Here is a 17166-nt window from a genome sequence, read left to right as displayed (position 1 = left end):
CGGGTGACTAGCGCGGCAGCCCGAGCAGGCGTTCGGCGATGATATTGCGCTGGATCTCGTTGGTACCGGCGTAGATCGGGCCCGCCAGCGAGAACAGGAACCCGTCGGTCCAGGCCGATTCCTGTTCGGCGGCCGCGCCGTGCAGTTCCAATGCGGTCTCGTGCATGGCGATATCGAGGTCGGACCAGAAGACCTTGTTCACCGAGGATTCCGCGCCCAGCTGACCGCCGTCGGCGAGCCGGGTGACGGTGGCCCAGGTGTTCAGGCGGTACGCCTCCGCGCCGACCCAGGCGTCGACGACCTGATCGCGCAGGGCGGTATCGGATTCGTCGGCGACGGTGCGCCACAGGTCGATCAGCTTATCTGCGGTGGCATTGAACCGGCCGGGGGAGCGCAGTGACAGCCCGCGCTCATTGCTGGAGGTCGCCATGGCGACCTTCCAGCCGTTATTGGCCTCACCGATCACATCGGCGTCCGGCACGAACACATTGTCGAGGAAGATCTCCGCGAACCCGGGCTCGCCGTCCAGCTGCGGAATCGGCCGCACCGTAATGCCTTCGGCGGTCAGCGGGAACATCAGATAGGTGAGTCCCTTGTGCCGCTGCGCTTCCGGATCGGAGCGGAACAACCCGAATCCCCAGTCCGCGAACGAGGCCCGCGAACTCCAGGTCTTCTGGCCGTTGAGAATCCAGCCGCCCTCGGTGCGCTTGGCACTGGAGCGGATGCCCGCCAGATCGCTACCGGCCTCCGGCTCCGACCAGGCCTGCGCCCAGATGTCATCCGCGCGAGCCATTCTCGGCAGGATTCGGGCCAGCTGCTCCGGCGAACCGTGCTCGAACAGCGTCGGCGCGAGCAGGAAGATGCCGTTCTGCGAAACGCGGCCGGGTGCTCCGGAGGCGTAGTACTCCTCCTCGAAGACCACCCATTCGGTCAGCGACGCGTCCCGGCCGCCGTATTCGGCGGGCCAGGCGACACAGGACAACCGGGCCTGCGCCAGCTTGGCCTCCCACGCCCGGTGCGCCTCGAAGCCCTCCTTGGTGTCCATCGACGGCAGTGGCGTCGCGGGCACGTTGGCGGCCAGGAACTCCCGCACCTCGGCGCGGAATACCTCTGTCTTGGCGTCGAATTCGAGATCCACTTACTTCGCCCCGTTCTTCTCTGCGGCATCTGTGGTTGTGGCGGTGGCCTTCATGGACTTGGCGTTCATCCCGCCGAGTGAGTCCGCGCCGACCTCGGCATTGTGTGCGTGCGCGAAGTGATGCAGCCCGAACACCGAATCCATGCCCGCGCGCATACCCATCAGGTCCTCGCACTGGTTGACGGCCTTCTTGGTCAGCGCCAGCCCGAATTGCGGCATGGCCGAGATCTTCTCGGCCAGCGCGAAGGTCTCGGTCTCCAGATCCTCGCGCGCCACAACGCGATTCACCATGCCCCACTCGTAAGCCTGTGCGGCGGTGAAGCGGTCGCCGGTGAACAGGATCTCCTTGGCCCGGCGCGGGCCGAGCACCCACGGATGCGCGAAGTACTCGACACCCGGAATACCCATGCGCACCACCGGATCGGAGAAGAACGCGTCCTCCGAGGCGACGATCATGTCGCATGACCAGGCCAGCATCAGCGCACCCGCGATGCACGCGCCCTGCACCATGGCGATGGTCGGCTTGGGGATCTCCCGCCAGCGCCGGCACATACCCAGGTAGACCTCGGACTCGCGGGCGAACCGCTGATCGCCGCCGGGCCGGTCGGTGTGGTCCCACCACAGCGCGGCCTGGTTCTCGTACTTGATGTGGTGATCGCGCCCCGGCGTGCCGATATCGTGTCCGGCGCTGAAATGCTTTCCGGCCCCGGCCAATACGATCACCTTGACCTCGGCGTCCTCGACCGCGCGCACGAAGGCGGCATCGAGCGCGTAGGTCATGACCGAGTTCTGCGCGTTGCGGTAGTCCGGTCGATTCAGCGTGACGACCGCGACCGGCCCCCGCTTCTCGTAGAGGACGACCTCGCCCTCATCGGGAATGGGCCCCGGATCAACACTGTCGTGGGCGCTCACGCCTTCTCCTCACGTAGTTGCCGCTTGAGGACCTTGCCCGCGGCGCTGTAGGGCAGCTGATCGCGGAACTCGACGAACCGCGGAACCTTGAAATTGGCGAGCAGCGTCCTGGCATGCGCCAGTACGTCTTCGACGCTCAGCTCGGCCCCGGGCTTGCGCACCACATAGACCTTGCCGACCTCGCCCATGCGCTCGTCCGGCACACCGATGACCGCGGTCTCGGCGACCCCGTTCAACCGCGCCATGGCCTGCTCCACCTCGGCGGGATACACATTGAAGCCGCCGGAGATGTACATGTCCTTGAGCCGGTCGGTGATCTTCACGTAGCCGCGCTCGTCGATCACCGCGACATCGCCGGTGTGCAGCCAGCCGTCCCGGTCGATGGTGTCCGCGGTGGCCTGCGCGTCATCGAGGTAGCCGACCATGATCTGCGAACTGCGCAGCAGCAGTTCGCCATTGTCGGCGAGGTTGACCTCGAAGCCGTCGATGGCGCGACCGCAGGTATTGGCGATGGTCTCGGCCGAATCCTCCGGACGGCACATGAGGCCGAAGCCGCCGGATTCGGTCTGCCCGTACGCGGTCAGCACCACATCGAAACGCAGTTCATCGCGCATCCGCTCGATGAGCACGACCGGCACGGTGGCCGCGCCGGTGACCGCGACCCGCAGCGTGGACAGCTCCGCATCGGCGCGCGCCGGATGCTCGAGAATGGTCTGGAAGATGGTCGGCGGCCCGGTCAGCACGCTGATCCGCTCATCGTGGATCAACCGCATGGTCTCGGGCACATCGAAGGTGGCCTGCGGAATGATGTGCGCGCCGGTGACCAGCGCGGCGAGAATGCCCGCCTTGTAACCGAAGCTGTGGAAGAACGGCGGCACCACGAGGTAGTTGTCCGCGCTGTTCAGGGTGGCGCAGTCGGCCCAGGCCCGGGCGCTGGTGAGCGCCTTACCGTGCGAGATCAGCACGCCCTTGCTGCGCCCGGTGGTGCCGGAGGTGAACAGGATGTCCGAAAGATCCTCCGCCCGAATCGATTCCGCGCGCGCGATGGCGTCCTCGAGGCTGACCGCCTCGGCCAGCTTCGGCAGTTCGGACCAGGCGATGGCGTTCTCGACGGTCTCTTCCCGCTCAGCGGGAATGACTATGACGGTCTCGATGGCCAATTCCGGTGCGTCCGCGCGCAGTTCGGCGAGCCGGTCGCGACCCAGGAAGGTACCCACGATGAACAGCGCCTTGGCCTCCACCCGGCCGAGCACATCGGCGGCCTCATCGGCCACGTACCGCGTGTTCAGCGGCACGATCACCGCGCCCACATAGTGGGTGGCCAGCACCGCGGTCACCCAGTGATGCGTGTTCGGAGCCCAGATGCCGATCTTGTCGCCGCGCTGCACACCGCGTGCGATCAGTACGCGCGCGGTCTCACGGACCGAGTCGAGCAGTTGTGCCCAGCTCAATCGCACGGCACCGTCGGACACGGCGGGTGCGGAACCGTGTGCGTTCGCGGCGGCGTGCAGCGCGAGCGGAGTGGTCTGCGGTGGGGATGTCACGGCGTCTCCGAGCGTCCGGGAATGGGTCTAACAAAGCAAGTGCTTGGTAGGTTACTCTACGGAGGTGAGCATGATCCAGACCCCCGAACCGGCCAGTGGGAACACCTCCCGCGAGGACGCCGCATTCCGCACCGAAGTGCGGGAATGGCTGGCCGAGAACCTGAACGGACAGTTCCGCGAACTGCGCGGTCTGGGTGGTCCCGGGCGCGAGCACGAGGCTTTCGAGGAGCGTCTCGAATGGGACCGCGCCCTCGCCGCCGCCGGACTGACCTGCCTGGGCTGGCCCAAGGAATGGGGCGGCCGCGACGCCACCCTCGCGCAGCAGGTCATCTTCCACGAGGAATACGCCAAAGCGGACGCACCCAGCCGCGTCTCGCACCTGGGTGAGGAACTGCTCGGCCCGACCGTGCTGGCCTTCGGCACCGAGGAGCAGAAGCGCCGCTTCCTGCCCGGTATTCGCAATGTCACCGAACTCTGGTGCCAGGGCTACTCCGAACCCGGCGCGGGCTCCGATCTCGCCGCGGTGAGCACCTCGGCGTACCTGGACGGCGACGAATGGTCCATCACCGGACAGAAGGTGTGGACCTCGCTCGCGCACCTGTCCGACTGGTGCTTCGTGGTCGCGCGCACCGAGAAGGGTTCGACCCGCCATCACGGCCTGTCCTACCTCCTGGTGCCGATGAAGCAGCCCGGCGTCGAGGTGCGACCGATCATCCAGCTCACCGGGACCGCGGAATTCAACGAGGTCTACTTCGACAATGCCCGCACCGCCGCCGATCTGGTGGTGGGCGCGCCCGGCGACGGCTGGAAGGTCGCCATGGGCACGCTCACCTTCGAGCGCGGCATCTCCACGGTCGGTCAGCAGATCCGGTACGCCCGCGAACTCGCCGACCTCGAGGCCGTCGCCCGTAAGAACGGCGCACTCGAAAACGCCGTCATCGCAGACCGTTTCGACAGGGCGTGGGTCGGACTGCGGGTGCTGCGCGCGCACGTGCTGCGCACCCTGGAGTCGGGTCACGACGGCGCGACCGTCGATGCCCGCACCGCCGCCGGATCGGCCTCGGTGACCAAACTGCTGTGGGCCAACTGGCATCGCGATCTCGGTGAGCTCGCCATGGACGTACTCGGTGCGCCCGGCCTGATCGCCGATGCCGAGGGCGATGACCTCAATGCCTGGCAGCGGCTCTTCCTCTTCACTCGCGCGGACACCATTTACGGCGGTTCGAACGAGGTGCAGCGCAACATCATCTCCGAGCGTGTGCTCGGACTTCCCCGAGAGGCTCGTCCGTGACCGACCTGTCCATCGCTCCTGAAATCACCCCGGGCCACAACCTGCTGGCCGGGAAGGTCGCGGTCGTGACCGCCGCCGCCGGAACCGGCATCGGTTCGGCCACTGCGCGCCGCCTGCTGTCCGAGGGCGCGGACGTCGTGGTCTCCGACTGGCACGAGCGTCGCCTGAAGGAGACCGAGGAAGCGCTCCAGGCCGAATTCCCGGACCGCCGAGTCGCTTCCGTGCCCTGCGATGTCAGCTCGACCGAACAGGTCGATCAGCTCATCACCGGTGCGGTCGCCGCGTTCGGGCGCATCGACGTGATGGTCAACAATGCCGGACTAGGTGGTGAGACCCCCGTCGTCGATATGACCGACGAGCAGTGGGACAAGGTCATCGACATCACCCTGAACGGCACGTTCCGCGCTACTCGGGCCGCGCTCAAGTACTTCCGCGAAGCGGGCCACGGCGGCGTCATCGTGAACAACGCCAGCGTGCTCGGCTGGCGCGCCCAGCACGGGCAGGCGCACTACGCCGCCGCCAAGGCGGGCGTGATGGCGCTGACCCGCTGCTCGGCCGTCGAGGCCGCCGAATACGGCGTGCGCATCAATGCCGTCGCGCCGAGCATCGCCCGGCACGCGTTCCTGGACAAGGTCACCTCGGGTGATCTGCTCGATCGCCTGGCCGCCGGTGAGGCCTTCGGCCGCGCGGCGGAGCCGTGGGAGGTGGCCGCCACCATCGCCATGCTGGCCAGCGATTACACCACCTACCTGACGGGTGAAGTGGTTTCCATTTCCAGCCAGCGTGCCTGATTAGGCGCGGTGCTTCCGATTTCGGTTGAACGCAACCAATTCGGATATCCGGGGTGATGTGGAAAGCCGTGTCACCCGGTTGCGGTATTTCTCCCCGGCGCGCCCAGGTATGGGCGCGCCGGTGCGTTTTTCGGGGTCTGAACGCTGCCCGAATTATCGGCGGCGCAAAATGGCTGGGGCGCAGATGGTGTCGTTGTGCAATCCTGGTTTAGGCCGGTTCCGCATAGTCGAAGGGCGCGACCCATGGGTCCGGATCGCCGACAACAACAAGCCACAGAAGAACCCAATCCCGAGGAACTCGAGTTGGTGCGCGAGGTGGTTCTCGCGCGCCGCCGACTCGACAATGTGGTTATGGCCGCGCTCACCCTGGGCGCGGAATTACTCGACCACGATTCCGAACGCGCCACCGCCATGCGCGCGGCGCAGATACTCGAACAGCATGCCGTCGACGAGGGCGAGATCCTGCGGGATCCACGAGCCGCCCTGCGCCGGGACCTGATCCGCGATCGGGAGCGAGCCCGCCGCATCGGCCTGGCCCGCGAATCCTGGCATCCGCTGTCCGAGGCCGAACAACACCGCCGAAAACAGACCGAGCTCCTGCGCGAAGTGCGCTCCGACCTACTCGAGGTGGTGCGCACCTGCGGCCGCGTGCACTACGACCGCACCACCTTCGCCGACGGCATAGCCAAGGGCCTGTGCGCCGCCACCGACAAACTCGTCGAACACGCGGATATGGAGACATACCGCGCCTGGCAACGCGGCATGGTCCTGAAAATCACCGAGGAACCCGCCCACGACGACATACCGGCCCGCGTCATGGCAACTGTGGACGCGGGTCCGGGCCTCGAACCCCTCACCGTCGAATGGGACAGCCCCGAACGAAGATTGGCCCTCGTAGCCCGCATGGCCCGCGCCGGAATCTCCCCGATAATCATCTGCGACCGATTATTGGCCGACCTGTCGGTCTCCTCGCCGCTGCGATACTCCGTGAGATAAACCCGGACTCGACCAAGCAAATGCTTGGTTGTATATTGGGGATCGTGACCCCACCCCAGGAGCCTTCGAAGTCGGCACGTCGTAGCGAGTTGCTCGGCCTGGCGGCCAGCCTGTTCGCCGAACGAGGTCTGCGCGCCACCACGGTTCGCGATATCGCCGACGCCGCGGGGATTCTATCCGGGAGTCTCTACCACCACTTCGATTCCAAAGAAGCGATGGTGGACGAAATTCTGCGCGGGTTCCTCGACGACCTCTTCGGCCGCTACCGCGAGATCGTCGGTTCCGGCCTGAGCGCGCGCGACACCCTCGAAGCCCTGGTGATCGCGTCCTACGAATCGTTCGACCAGTGGCACGCCGCCGTCGCCATTTACCAGGCCGAGGCCAAACGACTCAGCGGCACACCACGATTCGAATATATCGACGAGTACAACCGCGAGTTCCGCGAACTCTGGTACCAGGTACTCACCAATGGCGTTGCCGACGGCAGTTTCCGCCCGGAAATGGATATCGAACTGGCCTACCGGTTCCTGCGCGACACCGTATGGGTCTCGGTGCGCTGGTACCAGCCCGGCGGCCGGATCACCGTCGACAACCTCGCCAAGCAATACCTGACCATCGTGCTCGACGGGCTCACCAGCCCCGACGCGCGGTAGTCCCACCGCCACAGGCTTTCCCCGAGCCACAGCACAGCCCGCAGTCAGCAGTAGGAGCAGATCATGTCAGCACCGTCCCGCCGCCAGTATTCGCCCATGCGTGAGGCGTATGTGATCGATTCCGTGCGTACCCCGGTGGGCAAGCGGGGCGGTTCGCTCGCCGCCGTGCACCCGGCCGATCTGGGTGCGGCGGCGCTGCGCGGACTGATGGGCCGCACCGATCTCGATCCGGTGGCCGTGGACGATGTGGTGTTCGGCTGCTGCGACACCGTCGGCCCGCAGGCCGGAAATATCGCTCGCACTTCATGGTTGGCGGCGGGTTACCCCGAATCGGTGCCCGGTGTGACCGTGGACCGGCAGTGCGGTTCCTCGCAGCAGGCCATCACCTTCGGCGCGCAGGCCATCATGTCCGGCACGTCGGAAATCATTGTGGCGGGCGGCATTCAGAATATGAGCGCCATCCCGATCTCGGCGGCCATGCTCGCGGGCCAGGCCTACGGCTTCGAATCCCCGTTCGTGGGCGCGCAGGGCTGGGATCACCGCTACGGCACCGGTGAAGTGTCGCAGTTCAATTCGGCGCACATGATCGCCGAGAAGTGGGACATCTCCCGGGTGGACATGGAGGAGTGGGCGCTGCGCAGCAATGAGCGCGCCCGCAAGGCCATCGTCGACGGCCGCTTCGATCGCGAGATCGTGCCGGTCGGCGATTTCTGGATCGACGAGTGCCCGCGCGAGACCACCATGGAGAAGATGGCCGGGCTCAAGCCGCTCGCCGAGGGCAGCCGCGTCACCGCCGCGCTCGCCAGCCAGATCTCCGACGGCGCGGCCGCCACCCTGCTCGCCTCGGATTGGGCGGTGCAGGAGTACGGGCTCACCCCGCGCGCCCGCATCCACCATGTCAGCGCGCGCGGAGCCGATCCGATCTACATGCTCACCGCGCCGATCCCGGCCACCAAGTGGGCGCTGGAGAAGACCGGCCTGACCATCGACGATATGGACGTCATCGAGATCAACGAGGCGTTCGCCTCGGTGGTGCTGGCCTGGATCAAGGAGACCGGCGCCAACCCGGACAAGGTCAATGTCAACGGCGGCGCGATCGCCCTTGGGCATCCGCTCGGCGCGACCGGCGCGAAACTGTTCGCCTCGCTGCTCAATGAGCTGGAGCGGGTGAACGGGCGCTACGGCCTGCTCACCATCTGCGAGGGTGGCGGCACCGCCAATGTCACCATCATCGAACGCCTGAGCTGACACATCCGCCCGGGCTCGATCGATAGTCCTGTTGCGTAACGAAAGCGATGCGGACGCGGCATTCTCGAGGATTCACACCGGAGAATCGGGATAGTCGAAGAACGAGCCCGGCGCACCCGCCGGGCCGGGCGGATCGGCGCGGATATGAACGAGAACCTGCCGAGACGGGGGTTCCTACTCGGGACTCTCGGTGCGGTGGGTTTCGGCCTGATGGCGAAGGCGGCGGCCGCGCCGTCGCCGCTGCCACCGCCGCCCGTTCCGATTCCACCGTTGCCCGCACCGGTTTTCACACCGCTCAACTATCACTCGCCCGTGTTGCAACCGTTCGTGGACGAGCTGCCGATACCCGAGACGCGAGCGGCCGCAGGGGAATTGGCGGCCGTCTCCGGAATTCATCGGTACCACCGGGATCTACCGGAAACGCGCAGTTGGGGTTTCGGGCGGGAGGTGCTCGGGCCGAATCTGGAGGCCCGACGGGATCGGTTGGCGCGCATCGCGTTCCGCAATGAACTCGGCACCCATGTGCTTGCCCCGCATGTGGATCTGACCATGCACGGGGTCACCGAGCTGGATCGCACCGATCCGCGATTCACCGTACATCTGCACGGCGGGGCGAACGCGCCCGATGACGACGGGCATCCGCTCATCGCCTGGCGCAATGGCGGCGGACCCACCTTCAGCTACGCGAATCGGCAAGAGGCCGCCACACTCTGGTACCACGATCACGCGATGGGCATCACGCGATTGAACATTCAGGCCGGACTGGCCGGAATGTATTACCTGCGGGACGAATTCGATACCGGTCGCGCGGACAATCCGCTCGGGTTGCCCAGCGGTGAGTTCGAGCTGCCGCTGATCGTGCAGGACCGGACCTTCAATGCCGACGGCAGTCTGCAACCCATGGTCGGCACCTATATTCCGCAGGGGTTCAATCAATCCGGGCAGGTCGGGGATGTGGCCTGCGTGAACGGAATGGCGTGGCCGCGGCTTCGGGTGCGGCGCACGCTGTATCGATTCCGGCTGTTGAACGGATCCAATTCGCGCCCATACATTTTCGAATTCTCCAACGGCATGCCGTGCTGGGTGATCGGCACGGATCTGGGGCTGCTGGACGCGCCCGTGCCGACACCGTCCGTTCGGGTGAGCCCGGGGGAGCGGGTGGATCTGCTGGTCGATTTCAGTGCCTTCGGTGACGGGGCGACCGTCGACCTGATCAATACCGCCCGAAATGACTTGGGCAACACCGTTTTCATGGTGCCGGAGCTGAAGCCCATCATGCGGTTCGCCGCGGACGGTGCCGGGCCGGCCGCCGCGATCCCGGCGCGACTGCGCGGCGGTGTGGGGCTGCCCGATCCGCTGCCGCCGCCGGGGCCACCGGAATCCGTCCGCACGGTGACCCTCATCGGGCTCAATGACGATGCGCGGGCGGCGGCGGTGTTCCCGACCCTGATGTCGCTCAATAATCTCGCGTTCCTGAGCGACGATGTCGATACGGCCATGGCGGGGGCGGTCGAACAGTGGGACATCGTCAATACGACACCGTTCGACCATCCCATCCACCTGCATCTGGCGCGGATGCGGGTGATCGGCCGCCAGCCCATCCTGACCTCGGCCTACTGGTTCGCCAATCTGCCGCCCGCGTTCGGCACCCGATGGGCCCCATCGGCCGATGCCTACGCCATCGGACCGCAACAGGGGCCGCCGCCTTGGGAATTCGGCTGGAAGGACACCGTCGAATGCCCCACCGACACCATCACCAGGGTGCTGGTGCACTGGCCCGCGGTGGATGAACTGGGCTTCGACCCGGACGTCGCGCTGACCGTCCCGCCCGGGGCCGAAGCCATCGCGCCCATGGAAATGACCGGCATGGACCATGTTTCGGATGCCGCCGAGATTCGCGGCTATGTCTGGCACTGCCACAATCTCGACCACGCCGATCACGACATGATGCAGCGCATTCGCGTCATGCCGTGACGGTGCGCCGCCGCTCGGCGATATCGCGCTGCGTCTTCGCCTTTATCTCCGTGAGCAATTCGAGCTCGGGCAGGTCGGACCATTCCGCGCCGAACAGGCGCGGCAGATCGTGATAGTGCACCACGCATTCGTCGACACCGGCCGCGCGGCAGGCGTCGATCAGCTCGGCCGAAAGGTATCCGGCCACCGACAGTTCCACGCCGCGCCGCTCGGTTACCTTGCGTGCCAATGTGATCGCGGACATCAGGCCGCCGGTGGGTGCTACGCCCCGGGCGCGCAGCCGGGCGTCGACGAGCGAGGACAGATCGTTCACCCCGATCAGCGCGTGCTGTACGCCCGCGTCGATGAGGCGATCCAATTGCAATAGCGCCGAAGGGGTTTCGATCATGGAGCCGATGCGCAACCCGGCCGCGCGTTCGCGGATCTCCGCCACCGCCCACTCCACCTCTTCGGGATCGGTCACGAAGGGCAGCAGCACCCCGAGACCGTCGTCCGCCGCGGCCACCCCGGTGATCTCCGCGCGGAAGTGCTCCGGAAACCGCCGCGCCCGCCGGATGCCGCGCATGCCGAGCAGCGGGAAGGTCTCATCGTCGACGACCTCCTCCACCCCCGCGAGCACATTCGCCTCGATCGTGGTGACCTCGGTGAACCGATACCAAACCGGTTGTCCCGCAGCTTGATCCACCACCTCGCGCAGATACGGAGTCAACAGCTCGCGCACCGATTCCATCCCCGGATACCGACCCGCCCGCCGGAACACGTACTCCCCGCGCACCAGACCCACCCCGGCGAACTTCCCCGTCAGCCGCGAGTCCAGCCGCTCCCCACTCAATGCCACGCTGATTCGCATCCGAAAAACCCTACGGCGTGTTGGGGTGCGAAGCTCGCCGAGCCGATGCGCACCGCCCCTTCCCGGCCTACCGTGGTGATCATGTCCAGGTCAGGGGAGGGCCGCTTCGAGGAGATAGCGCGCAAGGCCCGGCGCGTACAACAGTCCGTCGAACTCATCCGCGCCACCGCATCCACACCGGATGTGCGCATCGAGGTCACCGCCGACGGCCGCATCACCGCCCTGCGCCTAGCCGATCAAGCCCTGGCCCAAGCCATTTCGGCCACGCACGATCTAGCGCACCGGAAAGCGTTGGCGCAGGCGGCCGAACAGCGTGGCGAACTGATCCACGATCCGGCCGTAGCCGCCCTGCTGCGCCGAATCCTCCAGGCCGCGCCGCCCGTCGCTGCCGGTTGTGCTGAGTCGGCGGGAGTGAGTCCCGAAGCCGTCGGGTACTTGCCGCCCGGCGCATTGAAAGGGGCTGACGGGCAAGGGAACCGCGGCAGTGCGTGGGCGTGGTCCGATCCGGGTGCAGCGGGGGCCGGCACCTTCGCGCGCAATGGCGGCCCCGACCTCGACTCGGCGCGCAGGCAGGACGACTCAGCGGCCGGGGGCGGCCGGGGCGACCGTCCGGTGGATGAGCGGCCGGATGCCAATCCCTACGCCCTGCCCCGGGCGGTGGCGCGGCGATACGGGCTGAGATAGGGCTGCGGTGGGACCGCGCGCGGGCGCGTGTGGTGTCAGCTGGGGATTTGCTCGGATTACTATTTGCCCGAATTGGTTTCCGGCCTCGGTAGAAAGCGGGCTGTTCATGGATTTGGGTGTCCGCTGGCGCGTGCACGGGGACGGGCGCACGCCCGCGCCGGGTGCGGTGGTCCGGCCCGATGAGCGTTTGTCCTGGCCGCGGACCTTGGGGCTGGGCGCACAGCATGTGGTCGCCATGTTCGGGGCCAGTTTCGTGGCCCCGATCCTGATGGGGCTGGACCCGAATCTCGCGATCATGATGTCCGGGGTGGCCACGGCGATCTTCCTGCTGGCCACCAAGGGGCGGGTGCCGAGTTATCTCGGATGCTCGCTGTCGTTCGTGGGTGTGGCGGCGGTCATTCGGGCGCAGGGCGGCGATAGCGCGACGGTTACCGGGGCCTGCCTCGCGGTCGGCGCGGTGCTGTTTCTCATCGGTCTGGCGGTGCAGCGGTTCGGGGCGCGCATCATTCACGCGGCCATGCCGCCGGTGGTCACCGGCGCGGTGGTCATGCTCATCGGTTTCAATCTCGCGCCGGTGACCGCGTCCACCTACTGGCCGCAGGATCAGTGGACGGCGCTGCTGGTCATGCTGTTCACCGGGCTCGCGGTGGTGGCGCTGCGCGGATTCTTCTCGCGCATCGCGATTTTCCTGGGCCTGGTGTTCGGCTACGTCTTCTCCTGGCTGCTGGACCGGGTGTTCGGCAAGATCCACTCCGCCGACGGCACCGGCGCGGTCACCGATCACTGGCGACTGGACCTATCCGGTGTCGCGCACGCGGATTGGATCGGCCTGCCGCAGCTGCACGCGCCCTCGTTCGAATGGTCGGCCGTGCTGGTCGCGCTACCCGTGATGATCGCGCTGGTCGCGGAGAACGCCGGGCATGTGAAGGCCGTCGGCGAGATGACCGGCGATAACTTGGACGACAAGCTGGGTACCGCCATCGCCGCCGACGGTGCGGCCTCGATGCTGTCCACCGCGGTCGGCGGACCGCCCAACACCACCTATTCGGAGAATATCGGCGTCATGGCCGCCACCCGCGTTTACTCGACCGCCGCCTATTGGGCCGCTGCCGGTTTCGCGCTGCTGTTCGGCCTGTGCCCGAAATTCGGTGCGGTGGTCGCGGCCATTCCGGGCGGTGTGCTGGGCGGCATCACCGTCATCCTGTACGGCATGATCGGCCTGCTGGGCGCACAGATCTGGACCAATGCCGGTGTGGATCTTCGCAATCCGCTCAATCTGGTGCCCGCGGCCGCCGGTCTCATCATCGGCATCGGCAATGTGAGCATGAAATTCACCGATACCTTCACGCTCAGCGGCATCGCCCTGGGCACGCTCGTGGTGATCACCGGGTATCACGTGCTGCGCCTGCTCGCCCCCGCGCATTACAAGCAGGAGCCGCTATTGGACGAGGGCACCTCGTCCTACGACGAATAACTCACTGCGCCTTACCCAGCCACCGTCGCGACACATGCTGGGTCTGCGCCTCGGCGATCGCCACCGCGGGCCGGGGCGCGGGCGGCGGCGGAGCCGTGCGCGCATCATGCGAGATCCGGATCAGTAGCGCCACGATGATGTAGTTCGCCAGCAGCGACGATCCGCCATACGACATGAACGGCGTGGTCAGACCGGTCAGCGGAATCAGTTTGGTCACCCCGCCCACCACCACGAACAACTGCCAGCCGATGGAGAACGCCAGCCCGCCGCCGAGCAGTTTGCCGAACGCGTCCCTCGTGGCGAGCGCCGCCACGAAACCGCGCACGGTCAGGATCGCGAAAACCGAGATGACCGCGGCCAATCCGATCAGCCCGAGTTCCTCGCCGATGGTCGAGATGATGAAGTCGGTCTTGGCGAACGGCACCTCCTGCGGCCGCCCCGCCCCGATCCCGGTGCCGAGCAGTCCGCCGGTCGCCATGCCGAACAGCGCCTGCGAAATCTGATATCCGGAGGTGTAATACGTGGCGAACGGGTCCTGCCACACCTCCACGCGCACCCGCACGTGCGGGAACGCCATATACGCGATGGTCGCGCCCACCGCGAACATGCTGAACCCGATGACCAGCCAGGACACCCGATCGGTGGCGATATAGATCATGGCCAGCACGGTCCCGAACACCAGCAGCGAGAAGCCCAGATTCTTCTCGTACATGAGCACCAGCAGTGACATGGCCGTCACCAGCAGCAGCGGGCCCAGATCGCGCAGTCGCGGGAAGGTCATGCCCAGGAATTGATGCCCCGCCGTGGTGAACAGCTCCCGATTCGCGACCAGGAACGAGGCCACGAAGATCAGCAGCAGCACCTTCGCGAACTCACCGGGCTGAATCGAGAAGCCGTGCAGCAGAATCCAGCTCTTACCGCCGTTGACCTCGCTGTACTGCGAGGGCAGCAGCGCCGGGATGAGCAGCGCGCCCAGGCCCGCGAGCCCGCAGGTGTAGCCGTATTCGGCGGGCCGGGTGTGATCGCGCACCACCAGCAGTACCCCCGCGAAGAGCACGATTCCGATTCCGGTCCAGATCAATTGGTGCGCGGCATCGCTGGATTGCGCACCGTTCTCCAGCGGATTCTCATGGTCGAGCCGATCGATGAGCACCAGGCCCAGCCCGTTCAACAGCACCACGCAGGGCAGCAGCACCGGATCTGCGCTGGGCGCCCAACGGCGCACCGCCAGATGCGCTGCCAGGGTGAGCCCGGCGAAGATGCCGAGCGTGCTGATGGTGGTCGCGCCGCTTCCGGCCGAGGCCGACAGGATCAATGCCGCGAGTGCGGTAATGGCTACCGCACCGGCGCAGAGCGCCGCTTCCGCGCCCCGGAAGGCACGCCCGGGCGAGCCGGCCGCATGCGAACTCTGCCGAAACCTGTTCACGCCCAACAGTAACGCGGTCGGTCAGGTGCGCGCAGCGAGTAGGTCGTTCCGGGCGGCGTCCGCGCCGACTCCGGCGCGGGTGCGGTAGCGGATGAGCAACCAGAGCAGCAGTGCCTCGGCCAGCGCGGTGAAAACGGTCAGGAACTGACTGAAATAACTGGCCATTACATTGACCACGGTCAGCGAGATGACACTGGACCAGATGCCCAGGCGCACACCGAGTTCCTCGCGTCCGCGCAGCCACAGCACCGCGCCCACCGCGCAGCCGACACCGACCAGTATTTCGGCCACCGCGGCAATACCCAGGCCGGACAGCGACTTCCAGCCGCGATGCTGCGAAACGTCCAGCAGATGATCGAGTTCGGTCCACGGCATATGGCGGCCGGAGATGATGACGACCGCGAGCACCAGGTGCACCAGCGTCCACACCGCGTGGCCGAGCAGCACGACGATCAAGACGATGCGGAGCAGCGGTAGCGGCAGCAGATGGCGTTCCAGCCATTCCAGCCTGGCCTCGCGGCGAATCTGTGGTTCGGGCCGGGTGTCCGGATGCGCGGTGTTCAGATAGCTGGTCAGCGCGTCCGCGAGCTTGCACAGATCGGGGCTGAAACCGGTGCGGTCCACGGACTTCAGCTCGGTGAGCAGGGTGGTGCGCTCATCGGGGCTCATCCGGCCGCCGGTGAGCTGGCCGATCGCCACCGTCACCTCGCCGAGTACGAGCAGCGGCGGGCGATGGCGGTGCCGCGCGGCGAACAGGGCCACCGCGGTGATCAGCAGAAACGCCAGGTAGATGATGGGCGCGGCGAGCGGGAAGAAGTAGTTGTTGTCGGTGGTGATGAACTTGCCGACCTCGTCGATGAACAGTCCCAGCCCGACGCCCGCCAGCGCAGCCGCGGTGGTCAGGGACGATCTCGAGGAGGTGAGCAGCAGCATCAGGCAGGCGATCACCAGCAGCAACCCGCCGAACAGCGCGTGCGCGATGTGATAGGTGCTGCCACCGATCTTCGGATAGCCCGCCGCCATCAGATACAGCCGGGTGATCACCACCGTCACGCCGAAGCAGACGGCCATGACGGTCACCAACCGGCCTGCCTCGGGACGCCATCGTATTCTTGTCACCCGCGTGCCGAACACCCGAACAACGATGGCACAGAACGCGGTTGTGCGTTCAGCGTCGGCGGAACCGCTGACTCAATTGCGGATCGTTCTCCCACCACAGGCCGGTGCTCGGCGGTGCGTCCGCCGGTTGCCCGGGTGCATCGGTGCGGTTCGCGGGTGCTTCGGCCTGTGCGGCGACCGCATCGAGTTCGGCGTCGACCTGGTCGGCCTTGCGTTTCTCGTCATCGGACCAGGCCCGCATGAGCATGAGCGCGAACGGGATGCCGAGCACATCGCCGAGCAGCCACAGAATGCCCGCGCCCGCGGTCTGATCCATGCGTTGACTCGGCCCCCAGGTGCGGCCGACCTCCGCGTAATAACCGGCCGCGAGAATCGGACCCAGCCACACCACGATGCCGAGAATGCCGTCCGCGAGCGATTCGACCACCGTGATCAGCAGCGATACCGCCTGCGAGTACCGGCGCGGCACCGGGTCCGCCTGTAGGCGCGAATAGAAATACAGGAACCCGATGCCCACCAAGGCGATTCGCGTCACCGCGTCGAGCACGCCGTTCCGCAGCACCGCCTCGTACCAGGGGGAGAAGTACAGCAGCCACGGCGTCAACAGCATCGCGGCCGACGGGACCAGCGGAAACGTCAGCCCGGTCACCAAGCGGCTGTTCAGGATTCGATCCATTCGCGCTCGCCCGGTGTCCCCGAGCGCGCCGCGCAGCACCGTCAACGGCGTCCCCGCCGCCAAACCGAATGCCACCAGATAGAGCAGCAGCAGGGTCTGCAACGCCCGCACCCAGAACAGGGTGTCCGAGTACACCCCGAGCGCGCCGACCCCGGTGTACAGCCACAGCGCGAGCCCGACGACACCGAAACAGATGGCCCGCCCCCGAACCGGAAGCTCCGCGCCTTTACGCCGTGCCGCCATCCAAGCCAGCAGATACCCGGCCCCGATGACCGCGGTGATCACCACCGTCGAGGTATCCCACCGCCAAGCCGTCAGCAGTGAACTCACGGTCAGCGGCGTTTCGATACCAAGCACGATCGCCAGTATCCGCTTGCTCGGAAATCACAC

General features: G+C 66.7%; 15 protein-coding genes. 8 read left to right on the top strand and 7 right to left on the bottom strand.

Annotated features, from left to right (window positions below; translation table 11 throughout):
- Nucleotides 1–7: 7 nt before the first annotated feature.
- Genes ACFVUS_RS18660 through ACFVUS_RS18650 form a run of 3 tightly spaced genes read right to left on the bottom strand, consistent with a single transcriptional unit; the run spans nucleotide 8 to nucleotide 3594 of the window.
- The gene (locus ACFVUS_RS18660; RefSeq protein ID WP_387767403.1) at nucleotides 8–1138 is read right to left on the bottom strand and encodes an acyl-CoA dehydrogenase family protein; all 1131 of its coding nucleotides are present in this window, start codon (nucleotides 1136–1138) and stop codon (nucleotides 8–10) included.
- Complete coding sequence (locus tag ACFVUS_RS18655; protein ID WP_387767400.1) at nucleotides 1139–2050, bottom strand: enoyl-CoA hydratase; 912 nt, start codon at nucleotides 2048–2050, stop codon at nucleotides 1139–1141. It lies immediately after the preceding gene.
- Complete coding sequence (locus tag ACFVUS_RS18650) at nucleotides 2047–3594, bottom strand: FadD3 family acyl-CoA ligase (protein ID WP_387767397.1); 1548 nt, start codon at nucleotides 3592–3594, stop codon at nucleotides 2047–2049. The genes ACFVUS_RS18655 and ACFVUS_RS18650 overlap by 4 nt, the downstream gene beginning before the upstream one ends.
- A 70-nt stretch (nucleotides 3595–3664) precedes the next feature.
- On the opposite strand from ACFVUS_RS18650, the gene ACFVUS_RS18645 reads away from it, so the two are divergent.
- The 6 genes from ACFVUS_RS18645 to ACFVUS_RS18620 all read left to right on the top strand — a co-directional run bounded on the left by ACFVUS_RS18645 (nucleotide 3665) and on the right by ACFVUS_RS18620 (nucleotide 10547).
- On the top strand, nucleotides 3665–4885 hold the full coding sequence (locus ACFVUS_RS18645) for an acyl-CoA dehydrogenase family protein (RefSeq protein WP_387769976.1): 1221 nt from the start codon (nucleotides 3665–3667) through the stop codon (nucleotides 4883–4885).
- Nucleotides 4882–5676 carry an SDR family oxidoreductase gene (locus ACFVUS_RS18640; protein WP_364637800.1) on the top strand — a complete coding sequence of 265 codons (795 nt, stop codon included), beginning with the start codon at nucleotides 4882–4884 and terminating at the stop codon, nucleotides 5674–5676. Before ACFVUS_RS18645 ends, ACFVUS_RS18640 begins: the two co-directional genes overlap by 4 nt.
- A 306-nt stretch (nucleotides 5677–5982) precedes the next feature.
- Entirely contained in the window at nucleotides 5983–6672 is a 690-nt protein-coding gene (locus ACFVUS_RS18635; RefSeq protein WP_387767394.1) for a hypothetical protein, read from the top strand.
- Between the two features lie 44 nt (nucleotides 6673–6716).
- The gene (locus tag ACFVUS_RS18630; protein WP_375962493.1) at nucleotides 6717–7325 is read left to right on the top strand and encodes a TetR/AcrR family transcriptional regulator; all 609 of its coding nucleotides are present in this window, start codon (nucleotides 6717–6719) and stop codon (nucleotides 7323–7325) included.
- A gap of 96 nt (nucleotides 7326–7421) precedes the next feature.
- A complete protein-coding gene (locus ACFVUS_RS18625; RefSeq protein WP_387769973.1) occupies nucleotides 7422–8573 on the top strand; it encodes an acetyl-CoA C-acetyltransferase in 1152 nt (383 codons plus the stop codon).
- Between the two features lie 144 nt (nucleotides 8574–8717).
- Nucleotides 8718–10547 (top strand): multicopper oxidase family protein, encoded by a 1830-nt coding sequence (locus tag ACFVUS_RS18620; RefSeq protein ID WP_387767391.1) that lies wholly within the window; start codon nucleotides 8718–8720, stop codon nucleotides 10545–10547.
- On the opposite strand, the gene ACFVUS_RS18615 is transcribed toward ACFVUS_RS18620, so the two are convergent.
- Nucleotides 10537–11397, bottom strand: coding sequence for a putative PEP-binding protein (locus ACFVUS_RS18615; RefSeq protein WP_387767388.1), 861 nt, complete (start codon nucleotides 11395–11397; stop codon nucleotides 10537–10539). The two genes, ACFVUS_RS18620 and ACFVUS_RS18615, sit on opposite strands and share 11 nt — an antisense overlap.
- 81 nt (nucleotides 11398–11478) lie before the next feature.
- Here ACFVUS_RS18615 and ACFVUS_RS18610 point away from each other — a divergent pair, with 81 nt between their 5' ends.
- Together ACFVUS_RS18610 and ACFVUS_RS18605 are read left to right on the top strand one after the other, a co-directional pair.
- Nucleotides 11479–12081 carry a YbaB/EbfC family nucleoid-associated protein gene (locus tag ACFVUS_RS18610; protein WP_387767383.1) on the top strand — a complete coding sequence of 201 codons (603 nt, stop codon included), beginning with the start codon at nucleotides 11479–11481 and terminating at the stop codon, nucleotides 12079–12081.
- 106 nt (nucleotides 12082–12187) lie between these two features.
- Entirely contained in the window at nucleotides 12188–13555 is a 1368-nt protein-coding gene (locus ACFVUS_RS18605) for a uracil-xanthine permease family protein (protein ID WP_387767380.1), read from the top strand.
- A gap of 1 nt (nucleotide 13556) precedes the next feature.
- Here the strand turns inward: ACFVUS_RS18605 and ACFVUS_RS18600 are convergent, their stop codons facing one another.
- The 3 genes from ACFVUS_RS18600 to ACFVUS_RS18590 form a co-directional block, all read right to left on the bottom strand.
- Nucleotides 13557–14987: an FtsW/RodA/SpoVE family cell cycle protein gene (locus tag ACFVUS_RS18600; protein WP_387767377.1), complete on the bottom strand. Its 1431-nt coding sequence runs from the start codon at nucleotides 14985–14987 to the stop codon at nucleotides 13557–13559.
- Nucleotides 14988–15002: 15 nt separating this feature from the next.
- Entirely contained in the window at nucleotides 15003–16052 is a 1050-nt protein-coding gene (locus tag ACFVUS_RS18595; RefSeq protein WP_387767374.1) for a hypothetical protein, read from the bottom strand.
- Between the two features lie 97 nt (nucleotides 16053–16149).
- A complete protein-coding gene (locus ACFVUS_RS18590) occupies nucleotides 16150–17133 on the bottom strand; it encodes a cytochrome c oxidase assembly protein (RefSeq protein ID WP_387767371.1) in 984 nt (327 codons plus the stop codon).
- Nucleotides 17134–17166: the final 33 nt, after the last annotated feature.

The organism is Nocardia sp. NPDC058058, assembly GCF_042885355.1.
In the GTDB taxonomy this organism is placed as follows: domain Bacteria; phylum Actinomycetota; class Actinomycetes; order Mycobacteriales; family Mycobacteriaceae; genus Nocardia.
This window is presented reverse-complemented; position numbering and strand designations above follow the sequence as displayed.

Excerpts from the sequence above, each read along its gene's own strand:
- ACFVUS_RS18605 (WP_387767380.1), top strand. The coding sequence starts at position 12,188 with ATGGATTTGGGTGTCCGCTGGCGCGTGCACGGGGACGGGCGCACGCCC.
- ACFVUS_RS18620 (WP_387767391.1), top strand. The coding sequence starts at position 8,718 with ATGAACGAGAACCTGCCGAGACGGGGGTTCCTACTCGGGACTCTCGGT.
- ACFVUS_RS18625 (WP_387769973.1), top strand. The coding sequence starts at position 7,422 with ATGCGTGAGGCGTATGTGATCGATTCCGTGCGTACCCCGGTGGGCAAG.
- ACFVUS_RS18595 (WP_387767374.1), bottom strand. The coding sequence starts at position 16,052 with ATGGCCGTCTGCTTCGGCGTGACGGTGGTGATCACCCGGCTGTATCTG.
- ACFVUS_RS18615 (WP_387767388.1), bottom strand. The coding sequence starts at position 11,397 with ATGCGAATCAGCGTGGCATTGAGTGGGGAGCGGCTGGACTCGCGGCTG.
- ACFVUS_RS18610 (WP_387767383.1), top strand. The coding sequence starts at position 11,479 with ATGTCCAGGTCAGGGGAGGGCCGCTTCGAGGAGATAGCGCGCAAGGCC.
- ACFVUS_RS18645 (WP_387769976.1), top strand. The coding sequence starts at position 3,665 with ATGATCCAGACCCCCGAACCGGCCAGTGGGAACACCTCCCGCGAGGAC.